We start from the raw sequence: 17,545 nt of genomic DNA, 5'->3' as shown, positions 1-17,545 counted from the left end.
GGCGCAAGCGGGTTCGGTGCAGCTCAGCTCACCCGTGTCCGGCCCCAATGCCGACGAAAAGCACTCGTGGTCTGGCACGGCGGCTGATAGAGATCGCAGATGACTAACGAAGATCTCGGTTCCCTGGACCGTATGCCCGCTGAGCGCTCATGTGAGCGTTTGGTCCTGGAACTCGTCCGAAGGCTTGATCTCGGCGAACCGAGCACGGTGGCCGACCTGTTCACCCCGGACGGAGTCTGGGAGTGGCCGCGTGACGGTCGTCGTATCGAAGGACGCGAAGCCCTTCGCCACTACTTCGGATCCCGGCCGGCGGACCGGCTGTCCAGGCGGATGTGCACGAACATTCTGGTCACTGTTCACTCGACCAACGAGGCAACGGCCACGACCTATTTCGCAACTTACCGGGTCGACGGCTATGCCGAAGGCCTGCTTGTTCCACCCCGGTTGCCAGCAAACATTGGTCACTATGAAGACACCTTCCGCAGGACCGATGGTGTCTGGCTTCTGGCGAAGCGAACTCTGGTCCTGCCGTTCGGTGGGCCGACGGAGCGTCTCGGGGAGCCTGACCACGCAGGCAAGAGCAGCTGATCACAGGCGACGCTTCCTGCGGACGGCCCCGTCCCCTCAGGCTTGTGTGGGGTCGATCGTGAAGCGTTCGGGGTGGGCGGTGCGGACGTAGCGGATCGCGGTGTAGGAGGTGATCCCGAACAGGCGCATCAGCCGGACCGGATCGGCAGTCTCCCGCGCTTCGTCGAGTTTACCGACCGCAGGAGCTCGTGCACCGGCTCTGAACTGCGACGGTTCATACACTACATGTCCGTGATGGCGAGTTGGGGCCGTTGCTGTAGCTCGTCCGGGTGGTCTCGTGGGGGCCCGTCCACCGGGACGGTGGACGGGCTGTGAGGAGGTCAGCGAGGCAGGACCACGTCGCTGATCCCGGGTCGGTGAGGCGGGGCTTCGAGGTCGGCGATGCGTCGGTCTTGGAAGCGCAGTTTGGAGTGGGCAGCCTTGGGCCTTGGTAGTCCTCGCCGAAATGCCGGGCTACTTGATGCGGTCGAGGAAGTCCAGCACTCGATGAGAGACCTGCGCGGCGGCCTGCTCGTCGTAGGGCGGCAGGCTGCTGTCGGTGAACAGGTGCCTGCCGCCGGGATAGAGGAACAGCTCGGCATCCGCCGCCGTCTCGACGAGCGCCCGGGCTGCGTCCACGTCGCCCTCCCCGGCGAAGAACGGATCCGCGTCCATGCCGTGGACCTGGACCGCGACATCGTGGGGCCAGGCGCCGCCGAACTCCGCGACCGGGACGCATGCCTCCAGCAGCAGCCCGCCCTTCGCGCCGGGGCGGGTCTGCGCCAGCTTCTGCGCCGGCAGGACGCCGAGCGAGAACCCGAGGTAGACGAGTTCCGCAGGCAGCCCCTCGGCGGCCGTGGTTCCGCGCGCGATGACCGTGCCGAACCCGGCGTCCTCGGCGTAACCGATGCCCTCCTCGAGGCTGTCGAATACCTGCCCCTCGAACAGGTCCGAGACGTGGACGGTGTGTCCGGCCCGTCGCAGCTGCTCGGCGAACTCACGGACGCCGACGGTCAGCCCGTGCCCGTGGTGGAAAACCAGCACCTCAGCCATGTCGCTCCCCGCGTGCTGCGGTGCCCGGGCGGCGCCGCGGCACGAGTATGGCCCGCGGCACTGACATCTGCGGGTCGTAGCCGGACGGGATCAGATCGTTGAAGCTGGGTCTGCGATTCGGGCTTCGAGGTCGGCGACGCGCCTATCCTGGAAGCGGAGGTTGGAGCGGGCGGCCTTGAGCCGTTCGTCGAGGGTGCGGTTGTCGGCGGTGAGTTGCCGGACGCGTTGTGGGCATGCCGGAACCCTCTCGCCTGGCCTTCTGCAAGCGGGTCAGGCGGGAGCGGGACGTCCGGCAGAACACCACGACTGCCGCCCACGCCGCCCCCCATACACCCGCCGGCCCCGAAGCGCGGCTGCGCAGGGCGGGAACATCCGGACATCACGTCCCGGCGGTCGGCGGCACGGACGCGGAGCGCGACCCCGCCCGGCTGCGGTCCCACCCCTGAGGCGCCCCCGGCCCTGCGAGGCGGACAACACATGGCGTGCCGGCCGGCAGCGGCGAGGAGGGTCGGGCCCGGACCGCCGGTGATGGCCGACGGCCTCTGGTGCCATGGGCCTTCGAAGGGTGCGGACCACCGGCCCGGAAGCCGGCCGGAGATCTGCGGACCACCGGCCCCGAGGGTATGCAACGCCCCTGCTTGTCCCGTCCTCGCGGTGGCTGCCGGATGCCCAGGTGCTGAGTGGCGACGGCAGCCCGGGCTGCGGCGGCATGCCGGGCGAAGGGCGGGGCGGCCGTTCACTTCGCTCCCGCCGGTAGACGCTCTCCGCGCGGACTACATCACCCGCCGGACAGACGGCAGACTGGCAACCCGCATCAGAGGGCCATCGGGCCGAAGTCACCATGGAAAGCGCTGACGATCTGCTTCAGCCAGCACGGCGAAGTGATCCGCCGGCACTGGATCCGGCCCATCGGCCCCGGGGCCGGCGACCCTCTCCCGACGCCGTCAAGGAGCAAACCATGCGAGCCACCCTGCTCGTCATCTACACCCCGGACCTCGAAGGCTGCCGGACTTTCTACGCCGGCTTCGGCCTGCCCATGGTCCGTGAACAGCACGGGGCCGGCCCCGTGCACTACGCCGCTGAACTCGAGGGCGGCTTCGTCTTCGAGGTGTACCCGGCGGACGGCAAGGAGGCCACCGGACGTGCGCGCCTCGCCTTCAGCGTTCCGGCCGGGCCGCTCCCGACCGGGACACACCGCCTGACCGACCCCGACGGCCGGACCGTCGTCGTGACCGCAGAGCCTGCTGTTGGCAGAAGCTGAAGTCCGGACGGCTGTCACGACGGTGTTCGGTACTGACGTTGTGGTCACGTTCACGGCCCATGGCGGGGGAGCCGTGCGCGCGGGCGGGTGCCCGTGGCCGGCCCGCCCGGGGCCGCCCTGCGGTCCGGCTGCCGACGTGGTGGCGGTGCGGCCTTCCATCGAAGGGCTGCCGCTGAGTTGCACGGGAACCGCGAGCCCGAGGTTCCGGCCCTCGCCACTGCGCCTGGCCGCCGTCCCGGAGGATCTGCTGCCCGAGGTCACGATGACCCAGGCCGAGGCGGAGCTGATGATCAGCCTCTACCTCCACCTGGAGAGCCACCGTGTCGGCCCGCTGTGGGCCACGATCGACGCACAGGCAGCGGCAATCCGCGACCGCCTGCTCGCCATCGTCACCACCGCCGGGGCCGCAGGCTCACGGACTGACATCAACATCACGGTCGCCGTCCGCGACATCTCCGTGGACCAGTGCCCGCACCGCGTCTTCGACCCGGCACCGGCCTTCACGGACCTCGACGAGACCCGCACCGTGGGTCTGCACGAGGTCGCGCACGCCCACAAGGACGGGACTGTGGGCCTGGAGGAGCACGGGCACGAGTACCTGCGTGCGGTCCTGACCTGTGTGGCCCTGTACGGCGGGACCGTTCACCTGGCGACCGTCCCCCTTGACGGATCGGCTGTGCCCGTGGCCACCGAGTCCCTCTACCGGGTCCACTACGACTGGCGATGCGAGCTCGTGGAGGACGCCGAGCAGCGCTAGATCCGCCACCTGAACGACATGATCGCCACCCGGGACGGCAGCCGCTGGCCCCGACCGCCTGTCTGCGCCGTAGGCAGCCTCTGCGCCGGCCCGGGCCCGCATCTTCCTGATGAACTCGGCGCCATCACGCTGGATGTTGGCGTCTCCGGCGCCAATATCGTCGCGCGCGGCCTGGCTCCGCCGTTCTGTCCTCATCGGACAAGAGTCGCACCGCGGCCCACCAGGGGCCACACGATGGAAGGTGCGCGAAGCGGACACGGCGCTGCGGGGCCCCCTGGCGGAGCCGCCATCAGCCGGGGGCCGCCTGATCAGTGGCCCCGGAGGCCCCGGCCGCCGGACTCCGCCAACGCTTTGCCCGTCGCGCCGTGCAGGGCGATCGCGGCCGGTACCGCGTCACCTGGTCACGGCTGAAGCCCGCAGCGATGGCCCCGGCGACCGCTCTTGGGCCGGTACGTCGGCACGGAACCCCTGTGTGGGACCGCATCGGCGAAGGCGCGCTTCGCGCTAAGGATGCCTGCCGGGTCCGGTCCTGATGCCCATGGACCGGATGCCGCTGGACTGAGTGAAGGCCAGGCGCGTGTCAGGCTCGGGCCTTCACCACCACGGGAGCATGTCGGCCGCCGCGCCATTCGGCCCCGGGCCGACGGCGTGGTGCGGTCCGGTCAGCCCGGCTGAGGGAACGCTGCGGGGAAGGGAATGCCGACGTCTGCCAGCACACCCTGGGGGATGCCGTGCCGCATCCAATTCTCGGCTGTCGGCGAGCTCAGCCCGCCGGAGGCGAACAGAACGGACCACGTGCCGTTGTCGTGCGTGAACGACTTTGCCGCTTCCGGCCGGAGGGGGAGGCCGATGTATGCCACGCCGGGCGGGTTCCAGGTGCGGTCGATCGCCCGGGCGTCGGCCCGTGAGCACCACGCGTGAGCGGTCGGCCCCAGAATCATGTCGTCCGCGAACCCTTCCACGTAGGCAGTGTCGTCGGGGGGCTGCCCGGATGCCCAGGCCAGTGATTCCCGGAAGCATGCCCCGGGGACCCCGGGGGCCACCTCCGCGGGGAGGGGGGAAGGGGTGAACCAGCGGCCGTGCGCCATCAGCAGCCCATCGAGGCTCGCGTACCGCCATCCCTCGCGCACGGCGAGACGGTGGGGGAGCAGCCACTGCAGTCTGGACTGCTGCTCGGAGGACTCCTCTTGCTGTTGGGGCATTCCGGGATGGTATCCGGCCCCAGCGGTACCGGTTCTGACTGCGGGGTCCGGGCCCTCACCGCCGTCGGCCGGTGGTTGGAACGGGAACTCGACGGGACGGCCCCGGGCATCCATCGCGTCGTCGAAGCCTGGGTTCGCATCCTCCTCGACGGTGGCCCGCGGTCCGAGCCTCGCTCCCGGCATACGAGACGGGTCTACCTGGGTGGGATCCAGCTGGTGCTGCTGGAGTGGTCCAGCCGCTACTCGGTCTTGTGGCGAAGAGGCCGTCTTCTTCAACCGCTCGCGCTCGGCGGCGGCCAGGGCTGTCGGGCAGGCCCGGGCGATGGGCATGGCAGACGGGCCGATCGGGAGAAGTTGATCACGATGGGTCGCACCCTGCCGCATCGACTGATTCGGCATCGTCCACGCTCTGCTTGATGACCTTGCTTCGGGTGGGTTCAATGAGTCCAGGGCGGCGTGATGGTGCTGCCGTCGGCGAGTTTGGCGCTGAGCCCGACACGTGTGGTGACCCACATGTGCGCGGGCTGGTCGGTGGTGTTGGCAACTGCCAGCTCGGAGCCTGCCGGAGCCACCGCTGCGTCGCCGAAGCCGAGTTCGGCGGTCTCGCCGCCGATGGTGAGCCGCAGGCGACCGGACAGAACGTAGAACGTTTCCTCGTGGCTGATCATGTGGGGCTGGCCCATCGTTCCGGCCGGGATCTCGCCGCGCCAGGCGGCGAGATCCCGGCTGCCCGAGCCCGGGCGGACGTAGGAAACGAAGCGGACACCGTGGATCTCGTGCACGACGGCCTCGTCGCGGCGGATGAACGGCATAGCAGCCTCCTTATGGACAAGTAGCTTGTCCATGAAGACAAGCAGCTTGACCAGTTATAGTCAAGCCCATGGATGACGCTCTGGCCTTCTCCGCTGTCGTGCTGGCACTCTCCGGACAGTTGGTGCAGGAGATCCACGCTCGCGTGTCCCGGCAAGGTTTTGAGGATCTGCGGCCGGCACACGGTTTCGCCTTCGCCCGCATCTCCCTGGGCGACGCCACTACGGCCGACCTGGCAGAGCACCTGGGGGTGACCAAGCAGGCCGGCGCCCAGTTGGTCGAGGAACTGGTCCGCAAGGGATACCTGGTGCGGCATCCTCACCCGCACGATGCCCGAGCCCGGCTCCTGGGGCTTACCGAGGCCGGTTGGGCTGCCACTCGCGCCGCCGACCAGGCTGCCCGGGCAGCCGTCGCACCATGGCGAGAAGCGCTGGGAGAGGCGCGCTTCAGTGAACTTGTCGCCGACCTGACCCGGCTTACGCCACAGGGGCCGATCCGCCCTCCGTGGTGAGCCAGTAAGGCACTGGCCTGGGCTGTCGCAGGTCACCGAGGAGGAGTCAGGACAACGGATTCGCGCCTCCCGTGTCGGGATGCGCAGCAAGTCGCGGATCCCGCAATCCCCGAAGAACTTCTGTAGCCAACCACTTTGCGACAGGGGTCGCAGCGGTCAGGTGCTCGTCAGTGCTGCCGCCTGTTCGTCGTGTTCGCGCAGCATCCGCATGACGGTGGCGGTCGCCTATGAGGCGAACCCGGCCCGGGGAGCCTTGTGCTCGCGCTTCCGTTCTCCGGCACGAGCGCCGGGGTGCTTGCTGTGTTCCGGGAGGGCCCGCCGCACCGGCGTGGCCCGACAGGGAGAGGACTCCGGGGTAGACGGGATCGACCCGTGCGACGACGCAGCGCAGCAGTTGGCCGCAGCCAGGAACCGGACTGCTGCAGCGCACGTCTCCCGCACCATGATCCCAAGCGAGCGCCCAGAGCAGGCGATTTCCACCAGGCTGGTCTCGCCGTCCGCAGTGAGTGTGGATCCGTCGGGGACCAACGACTACAACAGCTTCGCCGAGGCGTACACGGCCGCGAACGAAACCAACCTTGTCAATGCCTACTACGAGCGGCCCGCGATGCTGGCCCTCGCCGGAGAGGTGGCCGGCCGGCGGATCCTCGACGCCGGTTGCGGCTCGGGGGCCCTGTTTGCCGCGCTGCGCGACCGTGGCGCCGTGGTGAGTGGCTTCGACACGAGTGCCGGGATGCTGGAGCTGGCTCGGCAGCGGCTCGGCGGCGGTGCGGACCTGCAGGTGGCGGACCTGGGCAGCGCGCTTCCTTACGCTGATGACACGTTCGACGATGTAGTGGCGTCCCTGGTGCTGCACTACCTGGAGGACTGGGGGCCGGCGCTGGCCGAGCTGCGACGCGTACTCAGGCCCGGCGGTCGGCTGATCGCGTCTGTCGACCATCCCTTTGCCATCAATCTCATACACCGCGAGGCCGGTCGCGAGGCGAAGTGCAACTATTTCGACACCACCAAATGGACCGTGGAGTGGACCGTGGGCGGCCGGACCGCTCTGGTGAGCAGATGGCACAGGCCGTTGCACGCGATGATCGAGGCTTTCGGCGGGGCCGGTTTCAGGATATCGGTCATCAGCGAGCCGGATCCTGATCCCGCCGCCCGCGAGATGTTCCCCGAGGCCATCGCGGCCGAGCCGCGATTCCTGTGCTTCCTGTTCTTCGTCCTGCACGCCGGGTAGTAACCAGAACGGCCTGACCGCTGGGAAGCGGCCGGCTGTTCTCGTCGTCGGCCGCTTTCTCGTCGGTGCTCGGGTCACGCAGCGGGCGCAGCCCGGCTGCCGGCGGGCGGGTGCGGCCGTAGTGGCCGGGGAAGTCCGACGCGACTTCCAACGAGAGCTGACCTGCGACGGGCTCCGGGCCGCCGAAACCGAAGACGAGAAGGGCGGGCACCGCCCAGCCGTCCCAGCCGAAAGGACCGACACCGTCCGCACCGCCTGGCGGACCACGGTGGCCGGGTTGTGCGGGCGGCCGGTCTCCCGCAGGACCTGGAGGGTGTCGTTGCAGGTGTTGCGGAGCACACCCGCGGTGAACTCCAGCTGGTCCGCGTCCAGATGCGCCAGGTGTTCGACGACCGCGACGCGGTCCCGGGCCGCGTAGGCGTGGTGCCCGCCGGTACGGCATCCCGTCCGCTTGGCGGTGCACGTGAGAACGGAGCTGTCAGGGGCGGCCGTCGTAGCGGCCGACCGGCGGGGCTGCTCACCGGTCGTCAGGCGGAGAGGCTGCCGGTTGTCGCGTCAGCACGCCGTGGCAGACTCCTCCCCAGGTCACGGGGGCGCCTGCTCCCCGCGGTGTGGGGAAGGGTACGGACTGTGGGCAGAGCGAAGTGGGCCGCCGCCGTGGTGGTAACGGTCGTCGTGGTCGGAGCCGCGGGGTGCGGCACGGGTGGTTCGGGCGCCGGAGCGGCCGTCACCCCGGCTCCGCCCCCGCCCCAAGGGCACCGGGCCGCTCCCCAGGGAGGTCGTACGCGCGGACCTCGACACCTCGGCCGCCGACGCGGATGTCCCGGCGAACGAGGAGTTCGCCCGTGACGCCGCGGGCGTCCGGCCGGGCACGGCAGCGTCGTGCAGCGTCGCTCTCAAGGCCTGGACGACCGACATCACCGCCACCCCGGTCGACATCGCCCGCTACGACACGGCGGTCCGCGAACTGCGGGAGCGTGACTGGCGGACCCACGACCAGAGGGTGCGCAAGACACCGGACGGGGAGACGGAATACCCAAGGTGATCCTCAAGCAGCGCGGCTGGACCCTCTTCACGGAGTTCATAGGCCCCGGGCACGACGGCCAGATCAGTCTCAGGGCCTTCGAGGACGCGTGCATGAAGAAGGTCGGCGCCGGCATGGACCAGGTCGCCTGACCGCACCGCTCACCCGCCAGGCACCCCGGGAGCTCCGGCCCCGCCGGTGCCGGCCCGTACGTTCACGGCTCCCCGCACCACCGGCCGGCCTGGTCCGAGCACGTCGCGACACGCCACGGCAGGCCAGGAAGAATCCGACCGGGCCTGCGCCGCGCGCCCGCTGGACGGCGGCCAGCGGTGCGGTGACGGCCGCGAGCCGCTCGGGCTGGGGACCGCGATCGGGATGACGATGACGGAACGCGGCATGGCCGCCCCGGCCGCCGGCGGAAGCGTTCTCGCCGCCTGCAAGCCCTCAGTGCCACTCCAGCATGCGCCCCTCGTGCACCACTGGACGCCGCCTCAACTCGGGCGACAGGAGTGGGGCGGACTCCTCGACCGCGACGCACATGTCGTGCAGTGTCTCTGTGAGACCGGGCCGCAGCAGCCGGTACCGGGGGTCGCCGAAGGACATCTCCCCTACCTCTCCTTCGTGGCCGTCCCGGTGGTCCACGAACAACACGTCCCCGGTGTTGGCCTGGGCGAAGGGCACCCACGAGTGGTGCGCCAGCATCCCGACGCCCCAGCCGTTTCCGTCCGCGACGAGGTCCCGCTCCGCGTTGGCGAAGTACCGCTGCCACTCCACGATCCCGGCGGCGTCCAGCAGGCTGTACTGGAGGAAGAAAGCGCCGGGCTCCATGCTCGACGCAGGGGTCACGACCCCACAGCAAACCGACAGCAGCGCCTTCAGCCCGCCGTCCAGAGGGAAGCCGATCTCCCGCTCCAGCGTGCCGAGCTCCTCCGCCCCGATCCCCGGCAACAGCACTGCGTGGTCCTCAGGGGCGTTGTGCCTGAGCCACTCCGTGAAGCGCTGCCAGAGCCGGGGCACCGCCTCGACACCCTTCACCTCGCTCATGGAACGCCACTCCCTTCCACCGGTGGCGGGAAAGAATATCCACCCCGTCACCGGTGCGGCGAATCCGGGCCAGGACCGTGTTCAAGGCTCGGATGGAGCACCGTCTGCTGAAGCTGGAGCTCGCTACCGCCGGGCACCACGCCGAGCCGGAAGTCCGCGGTCCCGGCGGCAACTGGCGGGGCGACGTGATGGCGTCACTGGACTGCGATACGACGGAGGCGAATCATCCGGTACGGGTGCCAGGCTGCGGACAGCGAAGAGTTCGATCTCCTCGGCTACCACCGCTGGGGCGGTCATCAAATCGCCCCGGTCAGCCGCAACAGCTTCTGCCTCCGGATCCGAGGCGGCGACCTCCTCCAGGTCTCCCTCAATCCCTTCGGCGCGTGGCCCGCAGCGACACCTTCGGAATCGTACCGGCATGACCTTTCACCGCTCCCTGCCTCGCGTCCGCGAAGGCACGCCCGCTCCACTGTCACAGTAACTCGTCACCTGGCTGGGGCCACCTTGCGAAGCACCTCCGGCGATGGCGATCCCGGCGACGCGATGAAGGGCGTTGTGGTACGCCGCGGCATTGCCTGGCTTCTTCTGCCAGGTGCGGATGGTGATGGCCGCGGAGTGCAGCGATCCCAGGAGGATGCCGAGGCAGGGAGCGGTCGGTGGCCAACTGGACGAGCATCGGGCTCAGGAGGTGACGCGGATGGTCAGTTCGCGGAGCCGGCGGCCGGTGGCGGCGATGTCGTATCGGCGCGCGTTGTCGAGAGCCGCCTTGCTCAGGGCCTTGCGCCGGTGGGGGGCGCGGCCCATCCCGTCCAGGGCCGCGGCCAGTGAGCGCGGGTCGCCGGGAGTGTAGGGAACTCCGGCGCCTCCGAGGGTTTCCTTTACACCGGGCAGGTTGGAGTAGACGACCGGAAGCCCGTGGGCCTGGGCTTCGATGAGGACGAGCCCGAAGGCCTCAAGACCTGTGGTGGTGAAGACGAAGGCGTCGAAGTCCGGCAGGAGGCGCCAGAGTTCGGCGCGGGGCAGGAACGGGACGAAGCGGACCCGGTCCCGGAGCCCGAGTTCGACTGCCCGCTGTTGCAGGTGCTCCTGGAGGGTTCCTTCGCCGATCACGGTCAAGTGGTGTGGCTGGTCGGTCAATGAGAGGGCTTCGACTGCGGTGATCGTGGATTTTAGCCGCGCGAGAGCGGGCGGCCCGGCTCCGGGCACAGCAGCAGACCCGCCGGGAAGAGGAGACCCGCCGCCGGCGGGAGGCTGAGCAGGCCAAGCGCCGCGCTGCGTACGCCCAGTGCGGGTGCGCCTTCGAGAGGACCCAGATGTCGTCCGGCACCTGCCCGAAGGAGAGTCGGGCCAGCACCACGGCGAGGACCAGCAGCCAGAGGGAGCGAGGAGCATCACCGCACCGAGGGCCATGCGCGCCTCCAGCCCCTACCACTGTCCGCAGCCGGTCCCGCCACGTGGCTGGCGGTGTGACCGTGATCGCCGCGCGTCCGGGGCACCCCGCTTGCCGGGCGTCATCAGCAGGCGCGCCTGCATGCCCTCGCTCAGGCGCACCGCGGGGATCAGCCCCAGCGCAAGCAGCGACACTGCGGGCACCCATGGCTTGGACGGCAGGTGGGTGTGCCTCGTCCCGTCAATCAGCGGGCGCAGCAGGCAGGTCACTCCGTCATGTGGCGTCCGGAACTGACGGCGAGCCTCCCCCGAACGGGGGAGACGCTCTCCTCGGGCGGCAGAGTCCTGGACCCGTGCCCGGTCGCCACTCCGGCGCCTTGACCAGCATCGACGTCCAAGATCTCACCAAGGAGTACGGCGGCACCCGCGCCGTGCACCGGTTGGCCCTCCGGGGGTTGCAGCCTGTGGTGATCGGATGAACGTCGTGCAACGATCAAGTTATGAGGTTCTGCGTACTTGGATCGTTGAGAGTGTCGAACGGGCAGGGGACAGGGGCGATGTTGACTGGACGCAGAGACAGAGCGTTCCTGGCGGAGATGCTGACCCACGCCGGGCGCGTGGTCTCGGTCGACCACCTCGCCGAGGCGGCATGGCCCGCGCAAGTACCGGTCAATCGGGCCAACGCGGTACATGTCAGGGTGTCGCGTATCAGGTCGCTCTTCCGGTCAATGTCCGACCCGGGTACCGTCATGGCGGTGATGTCGACCGAGCCCGGTGCCTACCGCCTGTGCCCCGACGAAGTCGACGCCGATCAGTTCGAGAAGTTATTGGCGGCAGGCATGCGGGAACGCGACAAGGGGTTCCTCGACAAGGCGGCCGACCTGCTCGAGCGCGCCCTGTCGCTCTGGGAGGGAGAGGCGTTCACAGACGTCACAGCGGGTGACTGCGTCGCCGCGGAAGCCGATAGGCTGACCGAGCTGCGGTTGGTCGCTCTGGAACAGCACACCGATGTGATGCTGGCCATGGGAGCGCATACGCAGGTGGTGAGCAGACTCAAGCCCCTCGTCGCGAGGTACCCGCTCCGCGAGACGTTCCACGGCCACCTGATGACGGCCCTCCACCGGTCCAGCCGCTCGGCCGAAGCCCTCGCCGTCTACGCCGAGCTGCGTTCGAAACTTGCCGACGAGCTCGGCGCCGAGCCGACTTCCGAACTGCGGGACCTGCATCGGTCCCTTCTGGAGCGGGATGCGCAGGACAGCGGCACGGCGAACGCGTGGACGTCGACCAACGTGTCGCGGTCCGGGTGGGTGTCCCCGTCGCAACTTCCCGCCGACACTCCTGATTTTGTACCAGGTGAGGTCTCCAAGGCCGTTGCTCACGTTTTCACGGCCCGTGACCCCACCACCACGACCGTCGCGGCGATCACGGGCCAGGGCGGGGCCGGAAAGACGACAGTCGCCGTCCACCTCGCGCAACAGTTGCGTTCCTCATTCCCGGACGGACAACTCTACGTCGATCTGGGCGGCAGCGCCGAGCATCCCGCGGAGCCCGAGGCGGTACTCGCCCAGATGCTGAGCGCGATGAACCTTCCTCTGTCGGAGCTGTCCGAGGGCCTCACGGCGAAGGCTGCCTGCTTCCGTGACGGTCTCAAGGGCCGGCGCGTTCTCCTGGTGCTCGACGACGCCGCCGACGAGGCACAGTTGCAGCACCTCCTCCCCGGCAACCCGGAGAGCGGCGTCATCATCACCAGCAGCGCACGGCTCACCGGCATGCCTTTCACCTCCCGCATCGAGCTCAACGACATGAGCCAGCACCAGGCCGTGACGCTTCTCAAGCACGTGGTGGGTGCCGCGCGGGTGGACCAAGAACTGGCCGCGGCTCGCGAAGTGGCTCGCCTCTGCTGCTACCTGCCGTTCGCGCTGCGCATCGCCGGTGCCAGGCTTGCGGCCAAGTCGCACTGGACCTTCGGTGATCTCGCTTCCCGCCTGTCCCACCAGCGCTGGCTCCTGGACGAACTCACCCGCGACTCACTCAGCGTCCGCTCCTGCTTCGCTCCTGCCTATCGTCGCCTGACCGAGGATGAGCGGCGCCTCTTCCGGATGATCGGACTGTCCGGCGTCGGGGTCTCCTCCGCCTTCTCGGCCACCGCAGTGCTGGACCTCCCGGTGCCTGATCACGCTGAGGCGCTGGAACGGCTGGTGGACAGCCGGTTGCTCAAGGTGGTCGACAGGGGTCCGCTGATGTTCCGGATGCTCGGTCTGGCGGCTGCTTTTGCCAGGGAAGTGGCAGAGGCGGACGCGTCGGACACCGAACGGGAGGCGGCGCAGCGCCTGCCGCGCCTTCAGGACCAACAAGCGGTGTTTTGTCTGTCGACATCGTGGGTCCACTGAGAACGGGGGACACGAAAGCGCGGTGCGCAGCCATTTCCGGGCGAGCACCTGATCCTGCGTTGGGTCGGTCCACGGACGTGATGTACGGCTGAGGGGCAGGCTCTCCGGCCTGCACCCTGGGCAGCTCCGCGTTCTCTTGCCGCGGCCGGGTGATCCCCTCATCCGCTTCGGCCGGCTTGCCCTTCTCGCTCCGCCCGGCCCGTGACACCCGACTCGCGCACGTCGCCTCGCTTGTCCCCAGTTCATCGGCGACCTCGGAGATCTGATTCCCCGTCGCGGTCACGACCCCTGCAGCCCTCGCACCGGACTCCGACTCGGACGCCCGACGCTTCTCTGCCGTGACTCTCAACTTCCCCGCAGTCACGGACTTCACGCTACGAGGGGGACCCACAGGCCCTTGCCTTTCCGCCCCCAGCAGAGCGGGGCAAGCCGACTGAAAGGGAAATGACACCGGAACTGCAGAGGTGGTTGGCATGATCCAGGCAGAGCCGGATGGAGGATGTCGCGGCGCAGGGTTGCTGACCCTTGCCGACGACCCGAGGAATTCTGACGGGGGTCATGTCATCGTTGAACGCCAACCGTGTCCGTGGGCAGTGGTTGCTTCGCCGTCCCAATGACGCCGCGACGTGCCGCATCTTCTGCTTCCCGTACTCCGGGGTCGGAGCCTCCATGTACGCGCGCTGGCCGGAGTGGGCCGGGAGCGCGGAAGTGTGCCCGATTCAGCCACCGGGCCGGGAAAACCGGCTGGCGGAACCCCACTACGGCACCTTCGACGCCCTCGCCGAACAGGTGATTCCCGAGCTCGAACCCTATTTGGACCGACCGTTCGCGTTCTTCGGGCACTGCAGTTCCGCACTCGCCGGTTTCGCGGTGGCCAACCGGCTCGCCGGGGCCGGTCTGCCTGTGCCGCGACGGCTCTTCGTGTCCTCGCAGGTGGCGCCGCACGAGCCGCCGTACGGCCGGTTTCTCGCCATGAGCGACGACGAGCTGACTGCCGAGCTCGCCGCGCTGACCCGGTCCATGGGCGGGGAGCCGATTCCGGACCTGCTCGCCCTGGGGCTCTCGGTCATGAAGGCTGACATCGCCGCGCACAAGGCGTACCGCATCCCCGAACCGCTGCGGCTGCCGGGCGGCGTCACGGTGATCGGCTGGGACCGTGACGAGGAGGTGCGACCGGAGCTGATGCACGGCTGGCGCCACTACTGCTCCGACGCCCGGTTCATCACCCTCCGCGGCTCGCACCACACGTTCCTCGAGGCGCCTCTGGCGCTGATGGCGGAGCTGGCCGACGACATGCGGCGGGACCTGGCCCGATGAACATGGTGCACGAGGTTCTTGCCGAGCGGGTGGCGGCGACCCCCGACAAGGTGGCCGTGCGCGGTGACGACTGTGTCCTCACGTACGCGGAGCTGGACGCGCGGGCGAACCGTGCGGGGGAGCGTCTGCGGGCGCTCGGCATGGGCCGGGAGTCGACGGTGGGCGTTGTGGCGCGGCGCTCGGTCGAGCTCGTGGTGACACTGCTGGGCGTCTTGAAGTCGGGCGCCGCCTACGTGCCCGTGGACCCGCGGCAGCCGGACCGGTGGCGCACCACGGCCCTGCGGTCCGCCGGCGTGCAGCATCTCGTGGACGAGACCGGCACCGCGCTGCCGGGGTACGAGGCGGCCAGACCGGATCCGGCCGCCGGACAGGCCCTGGGAACGGCGGGCGGCCATCTCGCCTATGTCGCGTTCACCTCGGGGTCCACTGGTACCCCCCGCGGGGTGGCGGTGCCCCACGAAGCGGTGCTGCGGCTGGCGCTCGACCCGACCTGCGCCCCACTCGACCCTCATGACCGCTATCTTCAGTTCGCCCCCGTGGCGTTCGACGCGTCCACGTTCGAGATCTGGCCTCCGCTGCTCGGTGGCGCCGAACTCGTGGTGCATCCCGCGAGTGAGCCGTCGTCGGCCGAACTCGCGGAGTTCATCAGCGCACAGAAGATCACGACGCTGTGGATGACCGCAGGTCTCTTCCAACTGATGGTCGACGCGCACGTCGACCATCTGGCGGGAGTGCGGCGGCTGGTCGTCGGCGGAGACGTGGTCTCCCCACGGCACGCCGCCGAGATCCTGGCGCGGGTGCCGGGCCTACGGCTCGTCAACGGGTACGGCCCGACGGAGAACACCACCTTCACCTGCTGCCACGAGGTCGCCCCGGGGGAGCCGGGACCGCTGCCGATCGGACGGCCGATCACCGGCACCGGCGTACGGGTACTGGACGCACGGCTCACGCCGGCCGTGGAGGGCGAGCTCTACGCGACGGGGTCGGGACTGGCCCGCGGGTACGCGGGCGCGCCGGGGCTGACCGCAGCACGTTTCGTCTGCGACCCGTGGAGCTCGCCGCCCGGCGGCAGGATGTACCGGACCGGTGACCGGGTGCGCGTCCGTCCGGACGGTGTGCTCGAATTCCTGGGGCGGGCCGACCGGCAGATCAAGATCAACGGCTTCCGGGTGGAGCCAGGTGAGGTGGAGAGCGCCCTCGCGACTCAGCCGGGTGTGCGCGCCGTGGCAGTGGTGGCCCAGCCGACCACGACCGGGACGCAACAGCTGGTCGCCTTCGTCGCGCCGCACAGGGGCCAGGTGCTGTCCGTACTGGGGCTGCGGAAGCAGGCGACTGCGGCACTGCCCGACTACGCGCGCCCCGCGTCCTATCGGGTTGTCGACGGCCTTCCACTGACGGTCAACGGCAAGGTCGATCGCGCCGAGCTGGCCGGGCGCGTCTCCCGTGAGCGCCCGGACCTGTTCACCGACTACGTTCCTCCGCGCTCCCTCCTGGAGAAACAGATCGCCGAGATGTGGTCCGACCTGCTGGGCATCGACCGGATCGGGGTTGACGACGACTTCATCGTCCTGGGCGGCCATTCCCTGCTCAGTATGCGGATGACCGCCGACATCGCCACCGAGTTCGCGGTAGCGCTCACACCGCTGGACTTCTACCTGAGACCGACGGTGGCGGGGCTCGCCACGCTGATCGAGGAGCGCACCCTATGAGGATGTCGCCGGACGATCCGGGGCAGCCGATGGATCCGGACCGTGTCGATCTGTGGGATGCACGGCTCTACAGCGAAGGGCACCCGCACGCGCTATGGCGCCTGCTGCGGGCAAAGGCACCCGTGCACCGGCAGGAACTGCAGGACGGCCGACGCTTCTGGTCGGTCGTACGGTACGCGGACGTGTGCCGGGTCCTGCGCGACCACGAGTTCTTCACGTCCGAACGGGGAACGCTGCTCACCGCGCTCGGCGCCGACGACCCGGCAGGCGGCAAGATGATGGCGGCGACCGACCCGCCACGGCACACAGCGCTACGGGAGTCGCTGGGCCGTGTGCTGTCGGCCCGGGCGGTGGAGGCCCGGCGCGAGGTGTTGCTCCAGCCCGTCGACCGGCTCCTGACTCCCCTGCTGACCGGGGAGATCAGCGATCTCGCCGTGGCCGCGATGAACTTCCCGATGGACTTCATCGGCACCTTGATGGGCCTGCCGCAGGAGGACTGGCCGCGGCTGGCAAAGCTGACGACGATGGCGATCGCACCGCACGACGCCTCCTTCCAGGAGGGATCCGCTCCGCTCACGCTGCTCACCGTGCACCACGAACTGTTCGAGTACTTCTCACGTCAGCTGTCCGCCCGCGGCGGTACCCCCACGGACGACCTGATCGGCCACCTGATGAGCATGCGGATCGACGGGAGTCCTCTCGACCACGAGACCATCGTCTACAACTGCTACAGCCTGATCCTCGGCGCCAACGTGACCACGCCGCACACCATCACCGGGCTGGTACAGGCGCTGATGGACCACCCGGCCGCCTTCCGCACGGCCGCCGCGGACCCCTCCCTCGTGCCCGGGTGCGTCGAAGAAGGGCTGCGTTGGTCCTCGCCCGCCAGCCACTTCATGCGCTACACCACCCGGGACGTCGAAATCGGCGGACACACCCTTCGCGAGGGCTCGGCACTGGTCGCGTGGCTGGGGTCCGCCAACCGGGACGAAGACGTTTTCGCCGATCCCTACCTGTTCGACATCGAGCGCAGGCCCAACCGGCATGTCGCCTTCGGATTCGGGCCGCACTACTGCGTCGGGGGCGCACTGGCCCGGATCTCCCTGCGCATGCTCTTCGAGCGGATCTTCGCGCGCGTCGAACGATTCGAACCCGCCGGCGAGGTCCGGCACCTGGCCTCCAACTTCGTGGCGGGGGTCAAGTCGATGCCGGTGAGAGCCGTACCCCGCATCGGGTCCTGGTGACTTGCTGTCATGACTGACGTGGCTGTGGAGGCGTCC

General features: G+C 69.4%; 17 protein-coding genes. 12 read left to right on the top strand and 5 right to left on the bottom strand.

All coding sequences use genetic code 11. The annotated features are described in order from the left end of the window. Positions 1–99: 99 nt before the first annotated feature. Positions 100–588 carry a nuclear transport factor 2 family protein gene (locus tag OG711_RS01720; protein ID WP_073792421.1) on the top strand — a complete coding sequence of 163 codons (489 nt, stop codon included), beginning with the start codon at positions 100–102 and terminating at the stop codon, positions 586–588. 453 nt (positions 589–1,041) lie between these two features. On the opposite strand, the gene OG711_RS01715 is transcribed toward OG711_RS01720, so the two are convergent. Further along, positions 1,042–1,620: a dienelactone hydrolase family protein gene (locus OG711_RS01715; protein WP_329558130.1), complete on the bottom strand. Its 579-nt coding sequence runs from the start codon at positions 1,618–1,620 to the stop codon at positions 1,042–1,044. Positions 1,621–1,853: 233 nt separating this feature from the next. On the opposite strand from OG711_RS01715, the gene OG711_RS01710 reads away from it, so the two are divergent. The 3 genes from OG711_RS01710 to OG711_RS01700 all read left to right on the top strand — a co-directional run bounded on the left by OG711_RS01710 (position 1,854) and on the right by OG711_RS01700 (position 3,638). Further along, positions 1,854–2,066: a hypothetical protein gene (locus tag OG711_RS01710; protein ID WP_073792424.1), complete on the top strand. Its 213-nt coding sequence runs from the start codon at positions 1,854–1,856 to the stop codon at positions 2,064–2,066. A gap of 512 nt (positions 2,067–2,578) precedes the next feature. Next, the gene (locus OG711_RS01705; RefSeq protein WP_073792425.1) at positions 2,579–2,881 is read left to right on the top strand and encodes a VOC family protein; all 303 of its coding nucleotides are present in this window, start codon (positions 2,579–2,581) and stop codon (positions 2,879–2,881) included. 145 nt (positions 2,882–3,026) lie between these two features. After that, the gene (locus OG711_RS01700) at positions 3,027–3,638 is read left to right on the top strand and encodes a hypothetical protein (protein WP_143201275.1); all 612 of its coding nucleotides are present in this window, start codon (positions 3,027–3,029) and stop codon (positions 3,636–3,638) included. A gap of 662 nt (positions 3,639–4,300) precedes the next feature. Here OG711_RS01700 and OG711_RS01695 read toward each other — a convergent pair. Together OG711_RS01695 and OG711_RS01690 are read right to left on the bottom strand one after the other, a co-directional pair. After that, positions 4,301–4,840: a hypothetical protein gene (locus OG711_RS01695; protein ID WP_329558129.1), complete on the bottom strand. Its 540-nt coding sequence runs from the start codon at positions 4,838–4,840 to the stop codon at positions 4,301–4,303. 437 nt (positions 4,841–5,277) lie between these two features. After that, positions 5,278–5,652 carry a cupin domain-containing protein gene (locus OG711_RS01690; protein WP_073792429.1) on the bottom strand — a complete coding sequence of 125 codons (375 nt, stop codon included), beginning with the start codon at positions 5,650–5,652 and terminating at the stop codon, positions 5,278–5,280. Positions 5,653–5,720: 68 nt separating this feature from the next. On the opposite strand from OG711_RS01690, the gene OG711_RS01685 reads away from it, so the two are divergent. The 4 genes from OG711_RS01685 to OG711_RS01670 all read left to right on the top strand — a co-directional run bounded on the left by OG711_RS01685 (position 5,721) and on the right by OG711_RS01670 (position 8,568). Beyond that, a complete protein-coding gene (locus tag OG711_RS01685; protein WP_073792430.1) occupies positions 5,721–6,161 on the top strand; it encodes a MarR family winged helix-turn-helix transcriptional regulator in 441 nt (146 codons plus the stop codon). A 442-nt stretch (positions 6,162–6,603) separates the two neighbouring features. Beyond that, the gene (locus OG711_RS01680) at positions 6,604–7,392 is read left to right on the top strand and encodes a class I SAM-dependent methyltransferase (RefSeq protein ID WP_329558128.1); all 789 of its coding nucleotides are present in this window, start codon (positions 6,604–6,606) and stop codon (positions 7,390–7,392) included. Positions 7,393–8,095: 703 nt separating this feature from the next. Beyond that, entirely contained in the window at positions 8,096–8,437 is a 342-nt protein-coding gene (locus OG711_RS01675; RefSeq protein WP_073792432.1) for a hypothetical protein, read from the top strand. Next, entirely contained in the window at positions 8,434–8,568 is a 135-nt protein-coding gene (locus tag OG711_RS01670; protein WP_281257833.1) for a hypothetical protein, read from the top strand. Before OG711_RS01675 ends, OG711_RS01670 begins: the two co-directional genes overlap by 4 nt. A gap of 292 nt (positions 8,569–8,860) precedes the next feature. On the opposite strand, the gene OG711_RS01665 is transcribed toward OG711_RS01670, so the two are convergent. Both OG711_RS01665 and OG711_RS01660 read right to left on the bottom strand, forming a co-directional pair. Beyond that, entirely contained in the window at positions 8,861–9,460 is a 600-nt protein-coding gene (locus OG711_RS01665; RefSeq protein WP_266506684.1) for an SMI1/KNR4 family protein, read from the bottom strand. Between the two features lie 681 nt (positions 9,461–10,141). Then, positions 10,142–10,852 carry a glycosyltransferase family 4 protein gene (locus OG711_RS01660; RefSeq protein ID WP_266510096.1) on the bottom strand — a complete coding sequence of 237 codons (711 nt, stop codon included), beginning with the start codon at positions 10,850–10,852 and terminating at the stop codon, positions 10,142–10,144. Between the two features lie 593 nt (positions 10,853–11,445). Here OG711_RS01660 and OG711_RS01655 point away from each other — a divergent pair. From OG711_RS01655 to OG711_RS01640, 4 genes are all read left to right on the top strand, one after another. Continuing rightward, entirely contained in the window at positions 11,446–13,239 is a 1,794-nt protein-coding gene (locus tag OG711_RS01655; RefSeq protein WP_329558127.1) for an AfsR/SARP family transcriptional regulator, read from the top strand. Between the two features lie 558 nt (positions 13,240–13,797). After that, positions 13,798–14,556 (top strand): thioesterase II family protein, encoded by a 759-nt coding sequence (locus OG711_RS01650; protein WP_266504454.1) that lies wholly within the window; start codon positions 13,798–13,800, stop codon positions 14,554–14,556. Next, complete coding sequence (locus OG711_RS01645; protein WP_073792437.1) at positions 14,553–16,265, top strand: non-ribosomal peptide synthetase; 1,713 nt, start codon at positions 14,553–14,555, stop codon at positions 16,263–16,265. The genes OG711_RS01650 and OG711_RS01645 overlap by 4 nt, the downstream gene beginning before the upstream one ends. Next, positions 16,262–17,509, top strand: coding sequence for a cytochrome P450 (locus OG711_RS01640; RefSeq protein ID WP_266504450.1), 1,248 nt, complete (start codon positions 16,262–16,264; stop codon positions 17,507–17,509). Before OG711_RS01645 ends, OG711_RS01640 begins: the two co-directional genes overlap by 4 nt. Positions 17,510–17,545 lie beyond the last annotated feature (36 nt).

The organism is Streptomyces uncialis, from assembly GCF_036250755.1.
GTDB classification, from domain to species: Bacteria; Actinomycetota; Actinomycetes; order Streptomycetales; family Streptomycetaceae; genus Streptomyces; species Streptomyces uncialis.
Note: the sequence above shows the minus strand (reverse complement) of the source record. Positions and strands in the feature narration are given on the sequence as shown.

Coding starts and splice junctions, on each gene's coding strand:
- OG711_RS01720 (WP_073792421.1), top strand. CDS start 100: ATGACTAACGAAGATCTCGGTTCCCTGGACCGTATGCCCGCTGAGCGC.
- OG711_RS01645 (WP_073792437.1), top strand. CDS start 14,553: ATGAACATGGTGCACGAGGTTCTTGCCGAGCGGGTGGCGGCGACCCCC.
- OG711_RS01665 (WP_266506684.1), bottom strand. CDS start 9,460: ATGAGCGAGGTGAAGGGTGTCGAGGCGGTGCCCCGGCTCTGGCAGCGC.
- OG711_RS01685 (WP_073792430.1), top strand. CDS start 5,721: ATGGATGACGCTCTGGCCTTCTCCGCTGTCGTGCTGGCACTCTCCGGA.
- OG711_RS01655 (WP_329558127.1), top strand. CDS start 11,446: ATGCTGACCCACGCCGGGCGCGTGGTCTCGGTCGACCACCTCGCCGAG.
- OG711_RS01650 (WP_266504454.1), top strand. CDS start 13,798: ATGTCATCGTTGAACGCCAACCGTGTCCGTGGGCAGTGGTTGCTTCGC.
- OG711_RS01710 (WP_073792424.1), top strand. CDS start 1,854: ATGCCGGAACCCTCTCGCCTGGCCTTCTGCAAGCGGGTCAGGCGGGAG.
- OG711_RS01695 (WP_329558129.1), bottom strand. CDS start 4,840: ATGCCCCAACAGCAAGAGGAGTCCTCCGAGCAGCAGTCCAGACTGCAG.
- OG711_RS01690 (WP_073792429.1), bottom strand. CDS start 5,652: ATGCCGTTCATCCGCCGCGACGAGGCCGTCGTGCACGAGATCCACGGT.
- OG711_RS01715 (WP_329558130.1), bottom strand. CDS start 1,620: ATGGCTGAGGTGCTGGTTTTCCACCACGGGCACGGGCTGACCGTCGGC.
- OG711_RS01640 (WP_266504450.1), top strand. CDS start 16,262: ATGAGGATGTCGCCGGACGATCCGGGGCAGCCGATGGATCCGGACCGT.
- OG711_RS01680 (WP_329558128.1), top strand. CDS start 6,604: ATGATCCCAAGCGAGCGCCCAGAGCAGGCGATTTCCACCAGGCTGGTC.
- OG711_RS01660 (WP_266510096.1), bottom strand. CDS start 10,852: ATGCTCCTCGCTCCCTCTGGCTGCTGGTCCTCGCCGTGGTGCTGGCCC.
- OG711_RS01705 (WP_073792425.1), top strand. CDS start 2,579: ATGCGAGCCACCCTGCTCGTCATCTACACCCCGGACCTCGAAGGCTGC.